The 19079-nt window shown below is 34.3% G+C and carries 20 protein-coding genes; 6 read left to right on the forward strand and 14 right to left on the reverse strand.

Annotated elements, in window-relative coordinates; genetic code table 11:
• Window positions 1-3: 3 nt before the first annotated feature.
• From ACM39_RS02720 to ACM39_RS02760, 9 genes are all read right to left on the reverse strand, one after another.
• Window positions 4-1272, reverse strand: coding sequence for an acetyl-CoA C-acetyltransferase (locus ACM39_RS02720; protein ID WP_048509457.1), 1269 nt, complete (start codon window positions 1270-1272; stop codon window positions 4-6).
• A 10-nt stretch (window positions 1273-1282) separates the two neighbouring features.
• Window positions 1283-1888, reverse strand: a complete 606-nt coding sequence (locus ACM39_RS02725) for a TetR/AcrR family transcriptional regulator (RefSeq protein WP_048509458.1) — start codon at window positions 1886-1888, stop codon at window positions 1283-1285.
• 242 nt (window positions 1889-2130) lie between these two features.
• Window positions 2131-2550, reverse strand: coding sequence for an OsmC family protein (locus tag ACM39_RS02730; protein ID WP_048509459.1), 420 nt, complete (start codon window positions 2548-2550; stop codon window positions 2131-2133).
• 85 nt (window positions 2551-2635) lie between these two features.
• Entirely contained in the window at window positions 2636-3508 is an 873-nt protein-coding gene (locus tag ACM39_RS02735) for a helix-turn-helix domain-containing protein (protein ID WP_048509460.1), read from the reverse strand.
• An 89-nt stretch (window positions 3509-3597) separates the two neighbouring features.
• Window positions 3598-6267, reverse strand: coding sequence for a TonB-dependent receptor domain-containing protein (locus ACM39_RS02740; RefSeq protein WP_048509461.1), 2670 nt, complete (start codon window positions 6265-6267; stop codon window positions 3598-3600).
• A 63-nt stretch (window positions 6268-6330) separates the two neighbouring features.
• Window positions 6331-6585 (reverse strand): hypothetical protein, encoded by a 255-nt coding sequence (locus ACM39_RS02745; RefSeq protein WP_228377043.1) that lies wholly within the window; start codon window positions 6583-6585, stop codon window positions 6331-6333.
• Between the two features lie 132 nt (window positions 6586-6717).
• Window positions 6718-7356 (reverse strand): hypothetical protein, encoded by a 639-nt coding sequence (locus ACM39_RS02750; protein ID WP_048509463.1) that lies wholly within the window; start codon window positions 7354-7356, stop codon window positions 6718-6720.
• A 79-nt stretch (window positions 7357-7435) separates the two neighbouring features.
• Window positions 7436-8122, reverse strand: a complete 687-nt coding sequence (locus ACM39_RS02755; RefSeq protein ID WP_048509464.1) for a response regulator transcription factor — start codon at window positions 8120-8122, stop codon at window positions 7436-7438.
• Window positions 8123-8224: 102 nt separating this feature from the next.
• Window positions 8225-9772, reverse strand: coding sequence for a sensor histidine kinase (locus ACM39_RS02760; protein ID WP_048509465.1), 1548 nt, complete (start codon window positions 9770-9772; stop codon window positions 8225-8227).
• 207 nt (window positions 9773-9979) lie between these two features.
• Between ACM39_RS02760 and ACM39_RS02765 the strand changes: the two genes are divergently transcribed.
• On the forward strand, window positions 9980-10471 hold the full coding sequence (locus ACM39_RS02765) for an SRPBCC domain-containing protein (protein WP_048509466.1): 492 nt from the start codon (window positions 9980-9982) through the stop codon (window positions 10469-10471).
• Between the two features lie 43 nt (window positions 10472-10514).
• Here ACM39_RS02765 and ACM39_RS02770 read toward each other — a convergent pair whose 3' ends face one another.
• The 4 genes from ACM39_RS02770 to ACM39_RS02785 all read right to left on the reverse strand — a co-directional run bounded on the left by ACM39_RS02770 (window position 10515) and on the right by ACM39_RS02785 (window position 14584).
• Window positions 10515-10856: a hypothetical protein gene (locus ACM39_RS02770; protein ID WP_048509467.1), complete on the reverse strand. Its 342-nt coding sequence runs from the start codon at window positions 10854-10856 to the stop codon at window positions 10515-10517.
• Window positions 10849-12900, reverse strand: coding sequence for a S9 family peptidase (locus ACM39_RS02775; protein ID WP_048509468.1), 2052 nt, complete (start codon window positions 12898-12900; stop codon window positions 10849-10851). The genes ACM39_RS02770 and ACM39_RS02775 overlap by 8 nt, the downstream gene beginning before the upstream one ends.
• Window positions 12901-13066: 166 nt before the next feature.
• Window positions 13067-13807 carry a uroporphyrinogen-III synthase gene (locus ACM39_RS02780; protein ID WP_048509529.1) on the reverse strand — a complete coding sequence of 247 codons (741 nt, stop codon included), beginning with the start codon at window positions 13805-13807 and terminating at the stop codon, window positions 13067-13069.
• A gap of 12 nt (window positions 13808-13819) precedes the next feature.
• Entirely contained in the window at window positions 13820-14584 is a 765-nt protein-coding gene (locus tag ACM39_RS02785) for a DUF4271 domain-containing protein (protein WP_316932885.1), read from the reverse strand.
• On the opposite strand from ACM39_RS02785, the gene ACM39_RS02790 reads away from it, so the two are divergent.
• From ACM39_RS02790 to ACM39_RS02805, 4 genes are read left to right on the forward strand one after another with little or no spacing between them, the layout of a single operon-like run.
• Entirely contained in the window at window positions 14565-15281 is a 717-nt protein-coding gene (locus ACM39_RS02790; protein ID WP_048509469.1) for a polyprenol monophosphomannose synthase, read from the forward strand. The two genes, ACM39_RS02785 and ACM39_RS02790, sit on opposite strands and share 20 nt — an antisense overlap.
• Entirely contained in the window at window positions 15278-15643 is a 366-nt protein-coding gene (locus tag ACM39_RS02795; protein ID WP_048509470.1) for a DUF4296 domain-containing protein, read from the forward strand. The genes ACM39_RS02790 and ACM39_RS02795 overlap by 4 nt, the downstream gene beginning before the upstream one ends.
• Window positions 15644-15648: 5 nt before the next feature.
• Complete coding sequence (tgt, locus tag ACM39_RS02800; RefSeq protein WP_048509531.1) at window positions 15649-16782, forward strand: tRNA guanosine(34) transglycosylase Tgt; 1134 nt, start codon at window positions 15649-15651, stop codon at window positions 16780-16782.
• A gap of 13 nt (window positions 16783-16795) precedes the next feature.
• Complete coding sequence (locus ACM39_RS02805) at window positions 16796-17905, forward strand: LptF/LptG family permease (RefSeq protein ID WP_048509532.1); 1110 nt, start codon at window positions 16796-16798, stop codon at window positions 17903-17905.
• On the opposite strand, the gene ACM39_RS02810 is transcribed toward ACM39_RS02805, so the two are convergent.
• Window positions 17899-18612, reverse strand: coding sequence for a biotin--[acetyl-CoA-carboxylase] ligase (locus tag ACM39_RS02810; RefSeq protein ID WP_048509471.1), 714 nt, complete (start codon window positions 18610-18612; stop codon window positions 17899-17901). The two genes, ACM39_RS02805 and ACM39_RS02810, sit on opposite strands and share 7 nt — an antisense overlap.
• 85 nt (window positions 18613-18697) lie before the next feature.
• On the opposite strand from ACM39_RS02810, the gene rsfS reads away from it, so the two are divergent.
• Window positions 18698-19066 carry a ribosome silencing factor gene (rsfS, locus tag ACM39_RS02815; RefSeq protein ID WP_048509472.1) on the forward strand — a complete coding sequence of 123 codons (369 nt, stop codon included), beginning with the start codon at window positions 18698-18700 and terminating at the stop codon, window positions 19064-19066.
• Window positions 19067-19079 lie beyond the last annotated feature (13 nt).

The following is a 19079-nucleotide window of genomic DNA, read 5'->3' on the forward strand; positions in this document are numbered from 1 at the left end:
TTTTTATTTTTCTAAAATCATTGTTATCCCTTGCCCACGGGCGGCACAAATTGAAATAAATCCTTTTCCGCTTCCTTTTTCGTTTAAAAGTTTTGCTAAAGTTCCTATAATTCTTCCGCCTGTTGCTGCGAATGGGTGTGCCGCAGCGAGACTTCCGCCTTTTACATTGAGTCTGCTCCGATCGATTTTTCCCAAGGCTTTTTCCAACCCGAATTTTTTTGCCAAATCATCACTTTCCCAGATTTTTAAGGTTGCTAAAACCTGTGCTGCAAACGCTTCATGAATCTCATAATACTCAAATTCTTCCAAACTTACTCCCGCTTTTTTTAGCATTCTCTCAGCTGCAAAAACGGGAGCAAGTAACAAGTTTTGTTTATTTTCAACATATTCAATTCCTGCTACTTCCGAAAATGTGATATATGCTAAAACCGGAAGGTTATTTGCTTTTGCCCATTCTTCGCTTGCTAATAAGACTGCAGAAGCTCCATCGGTAAAGGGGGTTGAGTTTCCTGCTGTTAATGTGCCATTTTGTTTATCGAAAGCTGGTTTCAGCGTAGCCAATTTCTCCAGGTTTGTATCGCGACGGAGATTGTTATCTGTATTTAAACCAAAAGCAGGAGTAATCATGTCATTGAAAAATCCCTCATCGTAGGCTTTTGCCATATTTTGATGACTTTTAAAAGCTAATTCATCCTGTTCTTCACGGGAAATCTGATAATGTTTTGCAGTAATTTCTGTATGCTCGCCCATTACCAGGCCTGTTTTTGGTTCCTGACCTTTGTAGGGAATCGGCATCCAGTCTTTCAGTTTTGGATTTAGTAATTGTTTGATTTTTCCAAAAACAGATTTTTCTTTATTGGCCTTTAATAATGCTTTTCTCAGCCTTGGTGAAGATTCAAAGGGAATATTACTCATGGCTTCCACACCACATGCAATTCCGCTTTCAATTTGTCCTAAAGCAATTTTATTTCCTATGTAAATAGCGGCTTCAATCCCTGTATCACACGCCTGTTGCAAATCACATGCAGGAGTAGCAGGATCGAGAGAAGTCTCCATTACGGATTCTCTGATGAGGTTGCTTTCAGAAATATGTTTTATTACTGCTCCTCCGGCAACTTCACCAAGAAGTTTTCCTTTAAGATGATAACGATTGATTAAGCCATCCAAAGCCGAAACCAGCAGATCCTGATTTCCTTTGTCTGTATAGGCTGTGTTGATCCTGGCAAACGGAATTCTGTTGTACCCTACAATTGCCACTTTTTTTGTTTCCATATCGTGAAGTTTATGATGGGAGGTTTTTTAATTCCTTATCAATTATTAATAATATTCTGTCTAATGCGAGGTTTAGGTATTTTTCGTCGCCTGTCGTTTTGGAAAGTAAAATTCCGCCTTCAACAATCATGATAAATAAAGAACCCAATTCTTCTGCGTTGATATCTTGATGAATCTCACCGTTTTCCTGACCCTGAGTAATTACTTCGGTTATATTTTTTATCCAGCTTTCAAAAGATTTAGTGACCTGCTTTTTCAGAGTTGGGAAAGTATCATCTGCCTCAGTTGCGGCATTCATTAAAGGGCATCCTCCGTTTTCAAACACGGCTTTCCAACTTTTACGATAAAAATTAATAAAAGCATTTAATTTCTCGATGGTCGTCGGAAACTCATCGCCCAGCGAATGGGACATGCTTTTGCCAAGCAAACCTGCATTGTATTTATAAACCTCAAGCGCTACTTCATCTTTATTTTCAAAATTTCCATAAATGCTTCCCTTCGTCAAGCCGGTCGCTTCTGTAATGTCAGAAAGTGACGTGGCAGTATAGCCTTTAGTATTAAACAAAAACGCCGTCTTCTCAATAATGAATTTCTTTGTCTTTTCTGCTTTTGACATTTTCCAATTTATTACCCCGCAAATATACAAAAATATACCAATCGGTATATTTTATTTAAAATTAAATTCCGGGGTTTTGAATGAACCTAACTTTAAAACTTCTAATTACTAAGGCTTTATTTTAAGTGAAAAAACGGGCTTTAGCCCGTTTCTATTGATATTGAAATTAAGATTTTCAAGTAAATACCGTACAAAGTGGACTTAATATTCTTAGCTTCTAATTAAAATCTTAATGTTTCAAATTAATTGACCAAAGTAGTTTCCAAAGTAATTTCGAAGTTGAAAGCTGCACTTACAGGACATCCTTCTTCAGCGATTTTTGCATATTTTTGAAATTCTTCTTCTGAAATTCCCGGAACTTTTGCCGTTAAAGTTAATTCGGATTTTGTTATTTTCCCGATATTAGGGTCTAAAGTGATAACCGATTCTGTAGTCAATTCTTCTGGAGTATAACCTGCTTGAGAAAGTTCCGCACTTAATTTCATTGTGAAACACCCTGCATGAGCAGCAGCTAATAATTCTTCCGGGTTTGTCCCGACTCCATCCGCAAAACGGCTGTTAAAAGAATATTGAGTTTGGTTTAATGTTGTGCTTTGAGTAGTGATATGTCCGTTTCCTTCTTTGATGGTACCGTTCCAAACGGCTGTTGCGTTACGTTTCATAATGTTTGTTTTTGTTTAATATTAATTGATTTTTGATGTTACAAAGGTATATTGGAAATTCATCAGGATAAATACACAAATCGACTTAAATATTGTACTTTTTTCCCGAAGTGTAATTTTTCTTGAAATTTATAGGTGTGCTTCCAGTTTTATGGGTAAAAAGCCGGTTGAAATAAGCGGGATCTTCATATCCTAAATCATATGCGATTTCTTTGACAGGTTTATCTGTATAAAATAAAAGTCTTTTGGCTTCCAGTAAAATCCTATTAATAATAAACTGGTTCGGAGATTCAAGATGTAAACTTTTGAATTTATGAGTCAAGGTTTTAGGAGCAATATGAAGAAGCTCTGCATAATCGGCAACATTGTGCTTTTCCCTGAAATGAATTTCTAAATATCGGCTGAAATCTCGGAAAATATCCAATTCATTACTTGGAATTTTTATATTGTCATTATTCAAATTTTGTTTTTTCCATCTCCTTGTCGCGCGGATGATGATTTGTTTCAGATAGGTTCTGATCATTTCTTCGCTAGAAGACTCTTTCCATTCAAGCTCTTCTTTTATATTTTCAAACAAATTTTTAATGATGATTGCTTCGGAAGCATCCAATTCTACCTTTGGAATTTCAAAAATATTATGAAAAAGAAGTCCGTCACAGGCAACTTCTTTGTCGTGAATCTGGATACAATAAAAATCTCTGTTGTAGTAAATAATGGAAGCATTGTCTGAACTTCCGTTTTTGATATTTACATATTGATAAGTGGCAAAAAATAGAGTAGGAGCTTTTGTTTCGTAATGGTTAAAATCTACCGTAAGATTGTAATTTTCAGGAACTAATAAGATTTTAATATACGGACGGAATTTTGTCTGGTCAATAGTGTTGAGGTTGTCATTAGAAAAAATATTCAACCCGAATTTTTTGTAATTGTCCTCAAAGATAAAATCCTGTAACGCCATATTTTTACTTTACAATAAAGATACAAAAAAGCATGGCTTCATAAAATTAAATTATTGAAACCATGCCTGTATTTTTGATTCGGATTGGATTAAAAAGTCACATCCAGACCAATATAAAAGTTGGCTTTCATAATGGGGGCGTAGACCATTCCACCGTCAAAATAATTTCCAAAAGGGTTTGTAAAATCTACAATCGCGTTTTTCTGATAGTAAGAATTTAGGTTTTCACCACCCAGATACGCTCTGAGATTTTTATTGAAGTTTCTTGAAATCTGGGCATTCAAAATGGCGTACGGTTCTGAGTAAGTTGGTAGCTGTAATTCTTTAGGATTTGTTGAGGTATCGGGAAATCTTTGCTTCCCAACCCAATTCAGGGTTGTATCAAAACTCCAGAATCCGCCTTTATCATTCTTGTCTGTTGAATAGGCTAAATTCACAAAACCTCTGTGTTTCGCTATAAAGGGAACTTCTCGTCTCCCTCCAAGATAATCAGTCTGAACATCGTAATATTTATAAGCCAGTCTTACCTCAAAATTCTTGAAAGGTGTAAAATCCCATTGTGTCTGAAAAGAGTTGGCGAAAGATTTTCCGTCCAAATTATAGAAAGTCAGTTGTTGAGGTGAGCGGTCTAAATCCACTAAAACCTGATCTTGGAAATCTGTTCTAAAAAAGTCTGCAGTAATCGTAGATTTTCTTCCGAAAATATTAAATTCCTGTTGTAAACTTGCTCCATAATTCCATGCAATTTCAGGTTTTAAACCGTAAATATTTCCGCTATTTTGTAAGATTTGAATCGAACGGTTTGATGCAAAATACTGTTGGTTTTCTGCAAAAACATTTGCTGTTCTGAAACCTCTTCCCGCAGAGACCCTCAAAATAGTTTGAGGAGTAAAATCATATTTAAAATTCAATCTTGGCGTGAATTGCGTTCCTGCCAAATTATGGAAATCAACTCTTGCTCCCGCAACTAAAGTATATTTCACACCAGTCAAAGTATATTCTGCAAAGGCTCCCGGAACAATTTCGTTTCGTTTAAAAATATCAATTAAATATTTTTCTTCATAACCGTCATACATGAAGCTTGCTCCGGCTTTATATTTATGATTGGTATTTCCTAAAATACTTTCAAAAATCAAGTTTGAATAATACGTATGCTGTTTTCCGGAATAATTTCTTAACCCAAAGAAACTGTCCTGCTGGTGATAAACATATTGATTCATCCAGCCTAAACTTTGATACGGCTTTCCTTTAAAGACATAACCCGTTTTGTTCCAAACCTGAAATCTCGAAATATCAATTCCGACTCCGTAAGCGGTTTGTTCGTCTTGATCTAAACTTTTGTCAAAGGCAGTTTGTCCTGCGGTTCTATTGTCTTTAATGAAATTAATTCCGAAGTGTGAGCCAAAACCTGACTTCTCCAAATCATTATAATTCAACAAATAAGCTGCATTTATTTGTGTTCCTTTCGGCCTGTCCAAAAAGCCATCATTATTCATATCCGTATTACCGAAAGTTCCGTTTCCGTGAAGCAGAAAAGTCTGTGACCATTTTTCGTTAATGGGTGAAACGCTCGTTATATTGGCTTCCGCTCTTCCATTAAAATCAGAAAATAAATTCAGTGAAGTTTCGGGGGTCTTTGCATTTTTTAGAAGCTCCGTATTGATTTGACCTGTAATACTTTCGTAACCGTTTGTTACTGTGCTTCCGCCTTTTGTTAACTGAATGCTTTCAATCCATCTTCCGGGAATGAAACTCAATCCGTAAGCCGAAGCCAGCCCTCTGATTTCAGGTAACAATTCTTTCGTTAAGCTCGTATATTTTTGGTCTAAACCTAACATTTTCAGTTGCTTCGTTCCTGTCACCGCATTGCTGAAAGAAACATCCACAGTTGCATTAGTTTCAAAACTTTCGGATAAATTACAACAAGCTGCTTTTAATAATTCTTTTTTGTCAATATTAAAAACCAATCCTGCTTCTTTTTTGTTTAGAGAGGTTGCTGCTTTTGATCCTGTTACAGTAACACCTTCAATATGTTTTTCATTTGAAGAATTATGGTCGTTGTGATTGGCGTGTTCAGAAGTTGTTGCTTCTACAGCATGAACCTTTGGATTTGCTTCTCCAAAGGGAATTTCTCTGTCGTAAAGACAACATGCAGGCAGATTTTTATAAATATTGTCATTAGATTTATACTTTTCATTGTCATGACCAACGTCTGCAATTTTCTTTAAAATTTTATCTGAGGAAGTCTTTTTCGAGTCAAAACTTAAAATAACCATTTGCTTTTCTGCGTTCCACTCTGCTGAGTCTGCTCCAGCATCTTTGGCTGCTTTTTCAATTCTGGCTTTGCAGGATTCACAATTTCCTTTTACATAAAATTCATTTTCTTTTTTTAAGTAATGTTCATGATTTTCAGTAGCATTAGACTGTAAATCTCTATTGTAATGACAGCATCCGGGAAGTGCTTCGTAGGTTGCATCGGTTGTTTTAAATTTTTCATTGTCATGACCGGCTTCAGCTACTTTTTTTAAGATATCATCTGTAGAAATGTTATTGTCTGTTTCTACAGTTAGAGTCTGTAAATCAATAGAATATATAGCCGTTTTCGCTCCTGCTTTTTTGGCTGTGGTTTCAATTCTTTCTTTACACATATCGCAGTTTCCTTTTACTTTAAACTGGTTTTTAGAAAGATTTTGAGCAAGAATAAATTGTGCAAATAATAAGAATACACCAAGAATAATCCTGGAAATATATAATTTCATTTTGTTTAAAATTTAGATTAATGGTAAAGCGGTTCATTAACTTTTTAATGAACTCAAACGTAATTAACCTATTTTCGGCGGTTGCCAGATTTCTTTTAAACTGTCTGAAATATGAGGATCTGAATACTCGAATTGTAAATTTTTATTTGCTTTGTAATAAGAAAATTCTAAATACAGGCTTTTAGAAAATGGTGTTTCTATAAAAGTGTAACAAACAATACATGTAGAACAACAGTCATCATGGCAAGAAGATTTCTGTTCCTTATTGTGATTGTTTTCTTTAGAATGTTCTTTGTGATCGTTTTTGCAACAATCCATTTTTGAGTCACTTTTGCAGCACGTTTCCTTTAAAACGTCAAAATAGAAATTGTCTTTAGGAATTAAGAAAACTCCTAAACAGAAAATAATGGTTATGATCTGAAATAATTTCACGGCTGCAAAATTACAAAATTATGGCAATACGTCGCCTACTTTAATGGAACAATTATGCCAAGGTTCTCCGTGTGGCGGATTTAATTCTGGTTTTGGACCTGTGGGTTCAGGTGTTGGAGCCGGCGTGGGTGTGTTTTGAGCGATTGTTTGAGCAGGTTGTGGAGCTGAATCCGGTTTGCTGTTTAAAGGCTGTCCAACAGGGATATCACACCTGTGACCGGGCTGTCCGTGTGGAGGATTCATTCCCGGAGCTGTTTTTATAGGTTTTCCGTTATTATCTACGGTAAATTTTCCTGGTTTTAAGGCATTTGGATCAATCTGAATAGTCTGAGTTCCGTTTGCGTTTTGAGTAGCCTGTGCTGCAGGGGCTGGTTTGCTGTTTAAAGGCTGTCCAACAGGAATGTCGCATCTGTGTCCCGGTTGGCCGTGAGGAGGATTCATTCCCGGAGCTGTAGTTGTAGCCTCAGAATTAGCTACTGGAGTTACTGTCTGAGTATTATTTTGAATTCCGGCCTGGTCTAAAATTGAAACTCTCGGAGTAGCCACAGCGGGAGCCTGAACTCCTGCTTCTTCTGTTATATAAGTTGGCCTTTCGTCTTTTTTACAAGAAATGGTCAATATAGAAATGGCGATTAAACCTAAAAATGTATTCTTCATATCCTTTTGGTATGAAACAAAATTAGCAAAACATTTTTAATTGTTTTGCTAATTTTACATTTATAATGTTATTTCAGAATTAATTCTTAACTAAAAGTCTGAATCCTTCTCCGTGAACATTGATGATTTCCAAACCTTCATCATCTTTTAACAGTTTACGAAGCTTGGCAATATAAACGTCCATACTTCTTGCTGTGAAATAGTTTTCTTTTTTCCAGATTTTTCTTAAAGCTAAATCTCTCGGCATGAAATCATTTCTGTGAACGCAAAGAAGCTTTAACAATTCGTTTTCTTTTGGGGAAAGTTTGTATTCTTTATCACCAACTCTCAATTGTCTCAACATAGAATCAAAGAAAATATTACTGATTTTAAATTGTTCTTGTTCCTCATTTTCCAATGTAGAACTTCTTTGAAGAATAGCTTTGATTTTATATAGGAGTAATTCAGTATCAAATGGTTTTGTGATATAATCATCCGCGCCTAACTGATACCCCTTCAGGATATCCTCTCTCATGTTTCTTGCAGTCAGGAAAATGATAGGAGTATTTTTATCTATTTTTTTTACGTCTTCTGCTAATGAAAACCCGTCTTTTTTAGGCATCATCACATCGAAAATGCAAATGTCAAATTCGTTTTCTGTAAATTCTTTCAACCCTTGCTCACCATCTGTTGCAAGAGTTACCTCAAAGTTGTTTATCGTCAAATAATCTTTCAACACGGCTCCGAAACTTTGATCGTCTTCTACTAATAATATTCTATTGCTCATAGTTTTAATAATTAAAAAATTAACAATTAAGAATGAATTGTTATTCCTTCTTGTCTATAAATATTTTGGTTTGGTTTATTTACTGTTTGTTTAAATCAATCCTTAACTCATTGGAAGTTTAATGGTAAACGTACTTCCTTTGTCCTTATGGGAGTCTACTATAATCTGCCCTTTATGTAATTCTACAATTTTTTTTACATAAGACAATCCTAAGCCCTGACCTTTTACATTGTGAATATTTCCGGTTTCTTCCCTGAAGAATTTTTCGAAAATTTTCGTCTTATTTTGAGTTTCCATACCCATTCCTTTATCTGAAATTTCGATTACATATAAATGTCCTTCATTACTTGTTTTTACATGAATTTCAGGTGCATCAGGTGAATATTTATTGGCATTGTCCAAAAGATTTACCAACATATTCGAAACGTGAAATTCATCTATTTTAAAGATGTAATTTGTGGCATTAAACTCCTGTGTCAGGGAGCCGTTTCTTTGCTTAACGATCAGATTAAATGATTCTGTAGTTTTCTTAATCAATTCTCTTACATTAGTCTCCTTTAAGAATAGTTTTACTTCATTTCTTTCAAGTTTAGACATATTAAGAACGTTTTCCACTTGTTTTTTCATCCTTAGATTTTCCTGCTTGATCAGTTCTGAATAATACTTTACTTTATCAGGATTGGTTGCAATTTTATCATTTGCCAAAGAATCTGTTGCTACAGAAATCGTTGCCAAAGGAGTCTTAAACTCGTGAGACATGTTGTTGATAAAATCTGTTTTCACTTCTGCGAGTTTTTTCTGCCTCATCATATAATTAATGGAAATAATATAAATCCCCAGAATAGTTAACAAGGAAAGGAAAGTTCCCAAGAGCATCGGCCAATTATTCATAGCCAGAGAATATTCTTTTTTAGGAAAAACTAAAGCTAAAGTGTATAGTGTACGTTCTTTATTGTCAGTGAAAAGAGGATAACTATAGGTATTATTATCTTTTTTTTCGGCGTAAATTTTATTTGTAACACTTGTAAGTTTGTTATTTTTATCAATAACTCCATATCCAAATTTCGCAGATATTCCTCTTATTTTCAGTTCTTTAGAAATGATAGAGTCTAGAACGTTGGGATCTACTCTTTTTGTAATGGGTAAATTATTTCCGTTTACCTTGACAAATTCTTTCATGGCATAATCACCATTTTCAATTTCTCTATTAAGCTCAGCTGTCAGAAGTTCACGGTTTGTTGTATCTCGTTTTACCTTATAAGCCGCTTCATCACTGTAGAGTGTAGTCCATTTTATAGAATCTCCCTTTTGAGAAATGGGAAGCTGGTTTTTTGAAATAATATTTTTAGAATAAATGATTTGTCTCTGAGTCCCCGAATCTTCTACCTGTTGAATCGTCGTTAAAGAAGGTTGCTCACTATTGGCAAGTATGTTGTTTCTTAAATTATTATTATCCTGATTTAGATATTTGTCAACTTCGATTTCGCCAATATTTTTTGAAACATTTTCCAATGCAGAATAAACTTTATTGGAAAAATCCTGTTCAAGAGTTCCATAATAACGTTTCAGCCAATAAAATTGGAGCGTAACGAAAACAATCAGTGAGATTGTCATAAACACCGAAATTATTGGGATGAATTTATTATTCATTTACTTTATTTTATAAGTTTTTTTAAAAAAGTGAATGTTAAAATTAATTATTTTAAGACTTGATAAACAAAAAACGAGCCAAAAAATTGTGTAATTTTTCTTAAAACAGTGTTTTTTAACATTTATTTATAAATTTTCAATTACTTGCCATATGAAAAGTATGGCTACAGAATAAAGAGTTAGCTTTGTTTTAAACAAAATATTATTATGGAATCTGATATCATTTTTAACAAAGATTTTGATTCAAACAGTGTTTATGTCATGAAAATTTATAGCGCTGATGTCTCAAAAGTATGGAATTATTTTACCCAGTCTGAATTATTAGATGAGTGGTGGGCTCCAAAACCTTGGAAATGCGAAACAAAAAACCAGGACTTTAAAGAAGGCGGAATATGGTTGTATTCAATGGTTGGCCCGGAAGAAGAGAGACATTATGCTAGGGTAAAATATGGTGAAATCATGGAACATAGAAGTTTCGACGGAGTTGATGCTTTTTGTGATGAAAACGGTACAATTAATGAAAATTTTGGGCGGTCGAAATGGCTATTCGGTTTCACGGGTGTAGAAGAGGGAACAAAAGTGACAATAAATATTCATTTTCAGACAAAAGAAGCAATGCAGCAGCAACTGGATATGGGTTTTGAGGAAGGTTTTAAAATGGGCTTGAATCAATTAGAACAAATTTTGAAAAAACAATAGTAACAATAAAAAACGGTAAGCAATATTGCTTACCGTTTTTTATTTAAATCAATTCTTCATCCTGAAAATACTGAATAATTGCTTTTTTCATAAGCAGGGTCTGCTCATTCGGACGTAATTCAGGCAGTTCTTCCAGCTGTTCAAAATGTGGCCATCCATCTTCGTAATGCGAAAATTTATAGTACCCGAAGGGTTCCAGTAATCTGCAAACTGCGATGTGAAGAATATTTAATTTATCGTCTTTTGTATATTTCTGTTGGCCGCTTCCCAATTCCTGAAGCCCGATTAAAAAAAGTAATGTTTCAATCGGTGGATCTTTTTCAGTCTCAAAATTTTCAATGAAAAACTGTTCTATTTTTTTCCAGTATTCCGCTTCGTTAATCATCTTTTTTGTTTTCTAATTTTAATAAAAATGCATATTCCAATGCATCTTCTTTTAGTGACTCAAATCTCCCGCTTGCACCTCCATGCCCCGAACTCATATCTGTTTTGAAAACTAACAGATTATTGTCGGTTTTCAATTCTCTCAATTTTGCTGTCCATTTTGCAGGTTCCCAATATTGAACCTGAGAATCGTGCAGTCCGGTGGTAATAAGCATATGAGGATAGTCCTTTGCCTCAACATTATCGTAGGGTGAATATTCTTTCATATAATGATAATATTCTTTGTCATTTGGGTTTCCCCATTCGTCGTACTCCCCGGTTGTCAAAGGAATTGTTTCGTCCAGCATTGTTGTAACAACATCCACAAAAGGAACCTGTGCCACAATTCCGTTGAATAAAGCAGGTTCGTAATTTATAACTGCTCCGACTAACAATCCTCCGGCACTTCCGCCCATTGCATAAAGGTGTTTTGATGAGGTGTAACTTTTTTTAATCAAATATTTTCCTGCATCAATAAAATCGAAGAACGTATTCTTCTTAAACAACATTTTTCCGTCTTCATACCATTCTCTTCCTAAATATTCACCACCCCTGATATGGGCAATTGCATAGATAAAACCTCTGTCTAGAATTGACAATCTTACATTTGAAAAACTAGCATCAACAGTATGTCCGTAGCTTCCATAGCCATATAAAAGAAGAGGGGTATCAGCAGATTTTTCCGTGTTTTTATGATAGACTAAAGAAATAGGGATTTTTGTTTTTCCGTCCCTTGAATCTGCCCAGATTCTTTCGGAAATATAATTTTCAGGGAAAAAGTTTCCGCCTAAAACTTCCTGTTGTTTTAGGAGTTTTGTTGTTTTTTCCTTCATATTATATTCATAAGTAGAGCTTGGTTGTGTCAGTGAAGTATATCCGTAACGTAAAACTTCAGTGTCAAATTCCAGGTTAATACCAATATAAGCGGTATAAGTAGGATCCGAGAAAGGTAAATAATAGGACTCCTGAGTCTTTTCATCAATGATTTTTATCTGTAACAGGCCTTCTTCTCTTTCTTCGAGAACCAGATAATTTCTGAAAATTTCAAAACCTTCCAATAAAACTTCCGGACGGTGAGGAATTACATCTATCCAGTTTTCTTTTCTGCAATTAGTAATTTTTGCTTTTACAATTTTAAAATTAAATGCATCATCTGCATTAGTAATAATGTAAAATTCATCTTCATAATGCTCAACAGAATATTCCAAATCATCGATTCTAGGCTGGATAACCGTCCAATCTGCAAAGACATTGTCAGCGGGAATAAATCTGTGTTCATCAGAAATCGTACTCGAGCTCGCAATAAAAATATATTCTAAAGATTTTGTCTTAAAAACATTCACATCAAAAGTATCATCCTCTTCATGAAAAATTAAAACATCTTCCGAGGCATCTGTCCCTAATTTATGTCTGTATACCTGAAACGCACGTAAACTTTCATCCTTTCTGATATAAAAAACATGTTCGTTATCATTGGCCCAAACTGTTTTTCCTGTTGTGTTTTCAATTTTATCTGAAAGAAATTCTCCAGTCTTTAAGTTTTTAAAATTGATGGAATAGATTCTCCTGCCTACATTATCTGCTGAAAAAGAAACCAATTCATTATTGGGGCTGACAGCAAGGCTTCCAACTTCGAAGAAGTTTTCGCCTTGTGCTAAAATATTGACATCGACAACAATTTCTTCTTCGTTGTCTAAGCTTTTATGTTTTCTGCAAAAAATTGGATATTCTTTTCCTTCCTCGTAACGAACGATATACCAATATTCATTGAAAAAATAAGGTAAAGATTCATCATCTTTTTTGTATCGGGCTTTCATTTCCTCGAAAAGTTTTTCCTGTAGTTCCTCTGTGTCTTGCATTACAAAATCTGCATATGCATTTTCTTCTTCAAGGTATTTTGTGACTTCGGGATTTTCTCTTTCGTTGAGCCAGAAATAATTGTCAATTCTTTTATCTCCGTGTATTTCTAGTGATTTTTCTATTTTTTTTGCCTGTGGAGCTTTCATCCGGATTTATAATTTTTTAATTTTGCGGTGAAATGTATTATTTTTCTCTTTTTGAAGGAGTTTTAGATGAACATTTCTTCAATATTAATTCTTGTTCAAATTTAATTAAAAAAAAACCATCTTTCCTTTGTTGAAAAGACGGTTATTTTATGTTTTGTATTAAAATCTATTTGTGAAGGCTTTTAATATACTTTTCAAGTGCCATTGTCATAGATGGCGTTTCCTTTGTGGGAGCCATTAGGTTTACTTCCAAGCCAGCTTCCTCTGCCATCGCTAAAGTTGTATTTCCGAAAACGGCAATCTTTGTATCTTCTTGTTTGAAATCGGGAAAATTCTGTTGTAAAGATTTGATTCCTTGCGGGCTGAAGAAAATCAGCATATCGTAATCTTTAATATTAATATCCGTTAGATCACTGCAGACTGTTCTGTACATGATGGCTCTTGTCCAGTCAATATTTGCTGTATCTAAAGTTTTAATGATATCAGGGCTTAGAACATCAGAAGATGGCAGCAGATACTTTTCAGTTGGAAATTTTTTGAAAAGCGGTGCCAGATCTGAGAAGTTTTTCTCCCCAAAACTGATTTTTCTTTTTCTGTATACAATATGTTTCTGAAGGTAATTGGCAATTGCTTCAGATTGACAAATGTATCTCATTGTATCCGGAACAGCAAAACGCAGCTCTTCCGCAAGTCTAAAGTAATGATCTATTGCATTTTTGCTTGTAAAGATAATCCCTGTATATTGCGTAAGATCAATTTTCTGTGTTCTTAACTCTTTGTTGTCAACTCCCTCGACGTGGATAAAAGGACGGAAATCAATTTTTATTTTTTCCTTTTTCGCTATATCCAGATAAGGAGACGACTCACTAGGCGCTGGTTGAGAAACCAATATAGACTTTATTCTCATCATTGACTTTTATTAAAAAAATAACAATTTCCAAAGCAACAATAATGGAGCGATTTGGAGGGTGCAAATATACAAAAATTTATAATACCATTTTTCAGGTAAGATCTTGTTCTTGTGAAATAAATAGAAAAAAATCTTAAAAATAAATACGAACCCAAAGAAGTATAAATAATATAAAAACATTTTATTTCTGTCGACCGGGAAATAATACTGGGTGATACAGAGGATTATAAGTAAAAATGATAAGACAAAGTAAAATTTTGTAGAGGTAAAATAAAAAATTAACCATTTTTTTCCATCTCCTATACTCTGGTAAAATAAAAAACCAAATGTAGACTTTGCTAAATAAAATAAAGTGACGGCCATTAAAGTATACCCGAATTTGTTTGCCTGAAATCCTAAAATTTGTAAATCAGCAATATATTTTGGTACCACAGGAATGTATTGGGAGATTAAAATACTCAAAGTAAGTACAGTTACACAGGATGTAATCACCCAACTCGGCAGGTTGTTGCTTGCATCAAAATATTTTTGAAGCAGAAAGTCTCTCAGATTGGCATCTCTTTCTATAATATTCATCATGAAAATAAACAAAAAGACGCATCCCAGTAGTATAAAGATTACCCAATCATTGTTCTCAGGTATTCTTACATTATTTATAAAGTTTTGTGATAACGGCAAAGGAATGTTTTTTGCAAAATTATAGATTATTTTGTATAAAATAAAAAGGTTAAATAAACTATCTTTGCAAACTGAAATGAAAAAACTCGTCATCATCCCAACTTACAATGAAAAGGAAAATATAGAAAATATAATTTCCGCGGTTTTTGCATTGGAGGATGACTTTCATATTTTGGTTGTGGATGACTCGTCTCCAGACGGAACGGGTGAAGTGGTGAAAAATTTACAGAAGCAATTTCCGCATTATCTGCATTTGTCAATAAGACATGTGAAAGATGGTTTGGGAAAAGCATATATTCACGGATTCAAATGGGCTATTGAAAATAATTACGATTATATCTTCGAGATGGATGCCGATTTTTCTCACAATCCAAATGATTTGCCAAAGCTCTTTGAAGCCTGTAAAAATGCAGATATGGTCATCGGTTCACGTTATTCTAAAGGGGTAAATGTAGTAAACTGGCCTATGGGGAGGGTTTTACTTTCTTATTTTGCATCAAAGTATGTGAGATTTGTTTTAGGGCTTCCGATTCATGATACAACAGCAGGTTTTGTTTGTTTTTCAAGAAAAGTTTTGGAGGAAATTGGGTTGAATAATGTAAGGCTTAAAGGTTACGGATTTCAGATAGAAATGAAATTCAGAGCTTTTAAAAAAGGTTTCAAAATTGTAGAGGTGCCTATTATTTTTACCAACCGAATCTTGGGAGAAAGCAAAATGAACGGCGGAATTATTCATGAAGCTGTTTTTGGGGTGTTAAATTTAAAATGGAAATCGTTAATCAATAAATTATGAAAAAACTGATCTTACTTTTTGTTTTGATGGTTGTATTTTCATGTACAGATTATATTGATAAGCCTAAAAATCTGGTTGCTGAAGATACAATGGCAGAGATTTTGGCAGATTTGGCTCTTAATGATCAGGCAACCTTTACTTTTAAAGATACAAATCTGGAAGCCGGAACAAGATATGTTCTTAAAGCTCACAACGTAAAACCAGCTGATTTTGTAGAAAGTTTTAAGTATTACGTGATGAAACAGCAGATGAAAGGAATTGCTGAAAACGCGCAGGAAGTTTTATTAAAAAAAGATCCGAAAGCGGAAAAATATGTACAGGATAAACTCAAAAGCGGAAATGTTCCGAATTTGGAGAGATAAATATGATGCAAAAATTTTTTAATATAGAAAAGACCTCTGAGGGGAAGGCTAGAGCGGGAGAAATTACTACAGATCACGGTAAAATTCAGACGCCAATTTTTATGCCTGTAGGAACTGTGGCGAGTGTAAAGACAGTTCACCAAAGAGAATTAAAAGAAGACATAAAAGCCCAGATTATTTTGGGCAACACATATCATTTATACCTTCGCCCCGGCATGGAAACGATGCAGGAGGCAGGAGGTTTGCATAAATTCATGAACTGGGATCTTCCTATTCTTACAGATTCAGGAGGTTTTCAGGTGTTTTCTCTTGCAAGCAGCAGAAAAATGACAGAAGAAGGAGCAAAATTCAAATCTCATATTGATGGGAGTTATCACATGTTTTCTCCGGAGAAGTCAATGGAAATACAAAGGCAAATAGGAGCAGATATTTTCATGGCTTTTGATGAGTGTACGCCTTATCCTTGCGAATACAACCAGGCAAAAACATCAATGGAACTTACCCACCGCTGGTTAAAAAGATGTATTGATTGGACTGAAAATAACCCTGAGTTGTACGGTCACAAACAAAGACTTTTCCCAATTGTTCAGGGCTCAACTTATTCAGATTTAAGAAAAATTTCTGCTGAGGTAATTTCGGAAGCCGGCGCTGAAGGAAATGCTATCGGGGGGCTTTCTGTGGGTGAGCCTGAAGAAGAAATGTACAGAATTACCGATGAGGTTACCGATATTTTACCAAAAGAGAAACCTAGATATTTAATGGGAGTGGGTACTCCGTGGAATATTTTGGAATCAATTGGTTTGGGAATTGACATGATGGATTGTGTAATGCCTACAAGAAATGCAAGAAATGCAATGCTTTTCACCTGGCAGGGCGTGATGAATATGAAAAATGAAAAGTGGAAAAAAGATTTTTCGCCTTTAGATGAGTTTGGAACAAGTTTCGTAGATAGAGAATATTCAAAAGCGTATCTGAGACATTTATTTGTTTCTAAAGAATATTTGGCCAAACAAATTGCGTCAATTCATAACTTAGCTTTTTATTTAGATTTGGTAAAAGTAGCGAGAGAGCATATTATTGCAGGAGATTTCTACGAATGGAAGAATTCTGTAGTGCCTGTTCTCAGACAAAGACTTTAAAATATAACAAATGCTGAAGATTGTAGATAAATATATCATCAAAAAGTATCTTGGAACTTTCAGTTTCATGCTGATATTGCTGTCTATAGTTGTTCTCGTAATCGATGTGCAGCAAAAGATTCCAAGGATTGAAAATGCAAAAGCATTGGATCCTAAAATGGATTTGATGTACTTTTTAATCCATTTTTATCCTTTCTGGATTTTGAATCTGGTTGTTACCTTTTTATCGATTTTAGTTTTTATTTCTGTGATTTATTTTACCTCCAGAATGGCAAATAATACTGAAATTGTTGCTATTATCAGTAGTGGAGCAAGTTTTCACAGATTTGCCAGACCCTATTTGGTAACTTCGGTATTTATTGCTTTGATTTCTCTTACGGTAAATCATATGGTTTTGCCATGGGCGAATATCAAAAAGAATGCGTTGGAGGCATATACCTATAACTCCACCAATAAAGAGAAAATTTTAGGTACAGCACCAGCTTCTGCCCAGCTGAGTAAAACGGAATATATTTTTGTTAATTCCTGGAATAAAAAAGAAAGAAGAGGAAGTGGTTTCGTATTTCAAAGGTTTGATAAAAAAAGAAGGCTGCTTTATGAATTAAAAGCCTCCGAGGTATATTGGGATCAGGCTAAAAAGCAATTCGTCTTAAATAATTATACAGAAAAAACCATCAACAAAGATGATTCTGAGAAATTAGCAAACAATTACGAGTTAAGAAAAAGCTTCGGGCATGCACCGGAAGAACTCTTCCCGAATGAGCTTTTAGGTCAGAATAAAACTACCCCGGAACTAATAAAGTTCATCGAAAGAGAAAAGGAAAAAGGAAACGGAAACCTGAATTCATATTTAAATGAACTTTATCAAAGAACTTCAATGCCTGTTTCTATTGTTATTCTGACGTTTTTGGCGCTTTCCCTTGCTTCTCAGAAGAAAAGAGGAGGACTGGGAGTCAACCTTGCATTAGGTATTTCTTTAGCCTTTGTTTTTGTCTTTTCTTTTGAAGCTTTAAAGGTGGTTTCTGAAAATAAAAGTATGACTCCAATGTTGGCAATGTGGTTTCCAAATATTGTTTTCTTCCCGATCGCCTTGATTTTATATCTTAAAAGAGCAAATCAATAAAGAAGCTTTATCTCTTTATGATAAAAAGATCTTAACCCATCTTCAAACTCAATCCAGACTTCACCTTTTTCATCAACATGTCTTATAATGCCATTTTGTCTCTTTTTGTCTAATTCAAAAACGGAAATCTCATCTTTACGAAATAAGTTTTGATTAAATTGATGAATAATTTTGTCATCAGAAGGAATGATTTTCAGTTTTTCAACTAAAAAATCATGAAGATGTAAGGCTGTCTCATTTAGATCAAAAACTTGATTTGTCTGCGTCAAAAGCGAGCCAGCATTAGATATTTCATCAAATGTATCTTGAAGAATATTGATTCCGGAACCTATGATAAAATAATTATTTTGATTTATTTTCTTTTTTTCAATCAGAATCCCGACAATTTTTTTATTTTTAAGGATAAGATCGTTTGGCCACTTTATTTTTACCTTGTTTTCAGTCAAATTGGCAATGAAATCCCTGATAAGAATTGCGGTATAGTAATTGAACATAAAATCAGAGCACGTAAAATTTTCGACTTTTACGGCTAAAGTGTAAGCTAAATTTTTTTCGGCAGTAGAAGACCATGTATTTCCATATTGTCCGCGGCCTTTGGTTTGATTGAATGTGTGTAAACCGATAAAATCTGAATTTTCGTAAAGTAAAAACTTAGATATTTCGTCATTAGTAGAAGAACACTCTTTTAAATAGAACAGATGAGGCATTTAAGAAAACTTTAAGACTTTAAAGGGTTAAAAATAAGGCTAAAGTAAAGAAAAAACAATAAATTTGCAGATTATAGATATTTTAATGAATAAAACAGCAGAAAAGCAAGCGCTAATAGATAAAATTGTTGAGGCTATCCAGGATGTAAAGGGTGAAGATATTTTAATTTTTGATCTTTCGAAGATTGAAAATTCAGTAGCGGAAACTTTTATAATTTGTAGCGGAAACTCAAATACACAAGTGTCTGCATTAGCGGGGAGTGTAGAGAAAAAAGTAAGAAACGATCTAAAGGACAGACCTTGGCATGTAGAGGGTACAGAAAATTCTATGTGGGTGTTGGTTGATTATGTTACAGTGGTAGTTCACATTTTCCAGAAAGAAGTACGTGAGTACTATGATATTGAAGAGCTTTGGGGAGATGCAGAAATTACAAAAATCGAAAATGAATTTTAAATTTTAAAAAGTA

Source organism: Chryseobacterium sp. FH2, assembly GCF_001045455.1.
GTDB lineage: Bacteria > Bacteroidota > Bacteroidia > Flavobacteriales > Weeksellaceae > Chryseobacterium.

Bases quoted from the DNA above. Each gene is read 5' to 3' on its own strand.
- ACM39_RS02735 (WP_048509460.1), bottom strand. From the start codon at position 3,508: ATGGCGTTACAGGATTTTATCTTTGAGGACAATTACAAAAAATTCGGG.
- ACM39_RS02745 (WP_228377043.1), bottom strand. From the start codon at position 6,585: ATGGATTGTTGCAAAAACGATCACAAAGAACATTCTAAAGAAAACAAT.
- rsfS (WP_048509472.1), top strand. From the start codon at position 18,698: ATGAATAAAACAGCAGAAAAGCAAGCGCTAATAGATAAAATTGTTGAG.
- ACM39_RS02810 (WP_048509471.1), bottom strand. From the start codon at position 18,612: ATGCCTCATCTGTTCTATTTAAAAGAGTGTTCTTCTACTAATGACGAA.
- ACM39_RS02755 (WP_048509464.1), bottom strand. From the start codon at position 8,122: ATGAGCAATAGAATATTATTAGTAGAAGACGATCAAAGTTTCGGAGCC.
- ACM39_RS02720 (WP_048509457.1), bottom strand. From the start codon at position 1,272: ATGGAAACAAAAAAAGTGGCAATTGTAGGGTACAACAGAATTCCGTTT.
- ACM39_RS02785 (WP_316932885.1), bottom strand. From the start codon at position 14,584: ATGATGACGAGTTTTTTCATTTCAGTTTGCAAAGATAGTTTATTTAAC.
- ACM39_RS02740 (WP_048509461.1), bottom strand. From the start codon at position 6,267: ATGAAATTATATATTTCCAGGATTATTCTTGGTGTATTCTTATTATTT.
- ACM39_RS02730 (WP_048509459.1), bottom strand. From the start codon at position 2,550: ATGAAACGTAACGCAACAGCCGTTTGGAACGGTACCATCAAAGAAGGA.
- ACM39_RS02750 (WP_048509463.1), bottom strand. From the start codon at position 7,356: ATGAAGAATACATTTTTAGGTTTAATCGCCATTTCTATATTGACCATT.
- ACM39_RS02765 (WP_048509466.1), top strand. From the start codon at position 9,980: ATGGAATCTGATATCATTTTTAACAAAGATTTTGATTCAAACAGTGTT.
- ACM39_RS02780 (WP_048509529.1), bottom strand. From the start codon at position 13,807: ATGAGAATAAAGTCTATATTGGTTTCTCAACCAGCGCCTAGTGAGTCG.
- ACM39_RS02790 (WP_048509469.1), top strand. From the start codon at position 14,565: ATGAAAAAACTCGTCATCATCCCAACTTACAATGAAAAGGAAAATATA.
- ACM39_RS02760 (WP_048509465.1), bottom strand. From the start codon at position 9,772: ATGAATAATAAATTCATCCCAATAATTTCGGTGTTTATGACAATCTCA.
- tgt (WP_048509531.1), top strand. From the start codon at position 15,649: ATGCAAAAATTTTTTAATATAGAAAAGACCTCTGAGGGGAAGGCTAGA.
- ACM39_RS02725 (WP_048509458.1), bottom strand. From the start codon at position 1,888: ATGTCAAAAGCAGAAAAGACAAAGAAATTCATTATTGAGAAGACGGCG.
- ACM39_RS02770 (WP_048509467.1), bottom strand. From the start codon at position 10,856: ATGATTAACGAAGCGGAATACTGGAAAAAAATAGAACAGTTTTTCATT.
- ACM39_RS02795 (WP_048509470.1), top strand. From the start codon at position 15,278: ATGAAAAAACTGATCTTACTTTTTGTTTTGATGGTTGTATTTTCATGT.
- ACM39_RS02775 (WP_048509468.1), bottom strand. From the start codon at position 12,900: ATGAAAGCTCCACAGGCAAAAAAAATAGAAAAATCACTAGAAATACAC.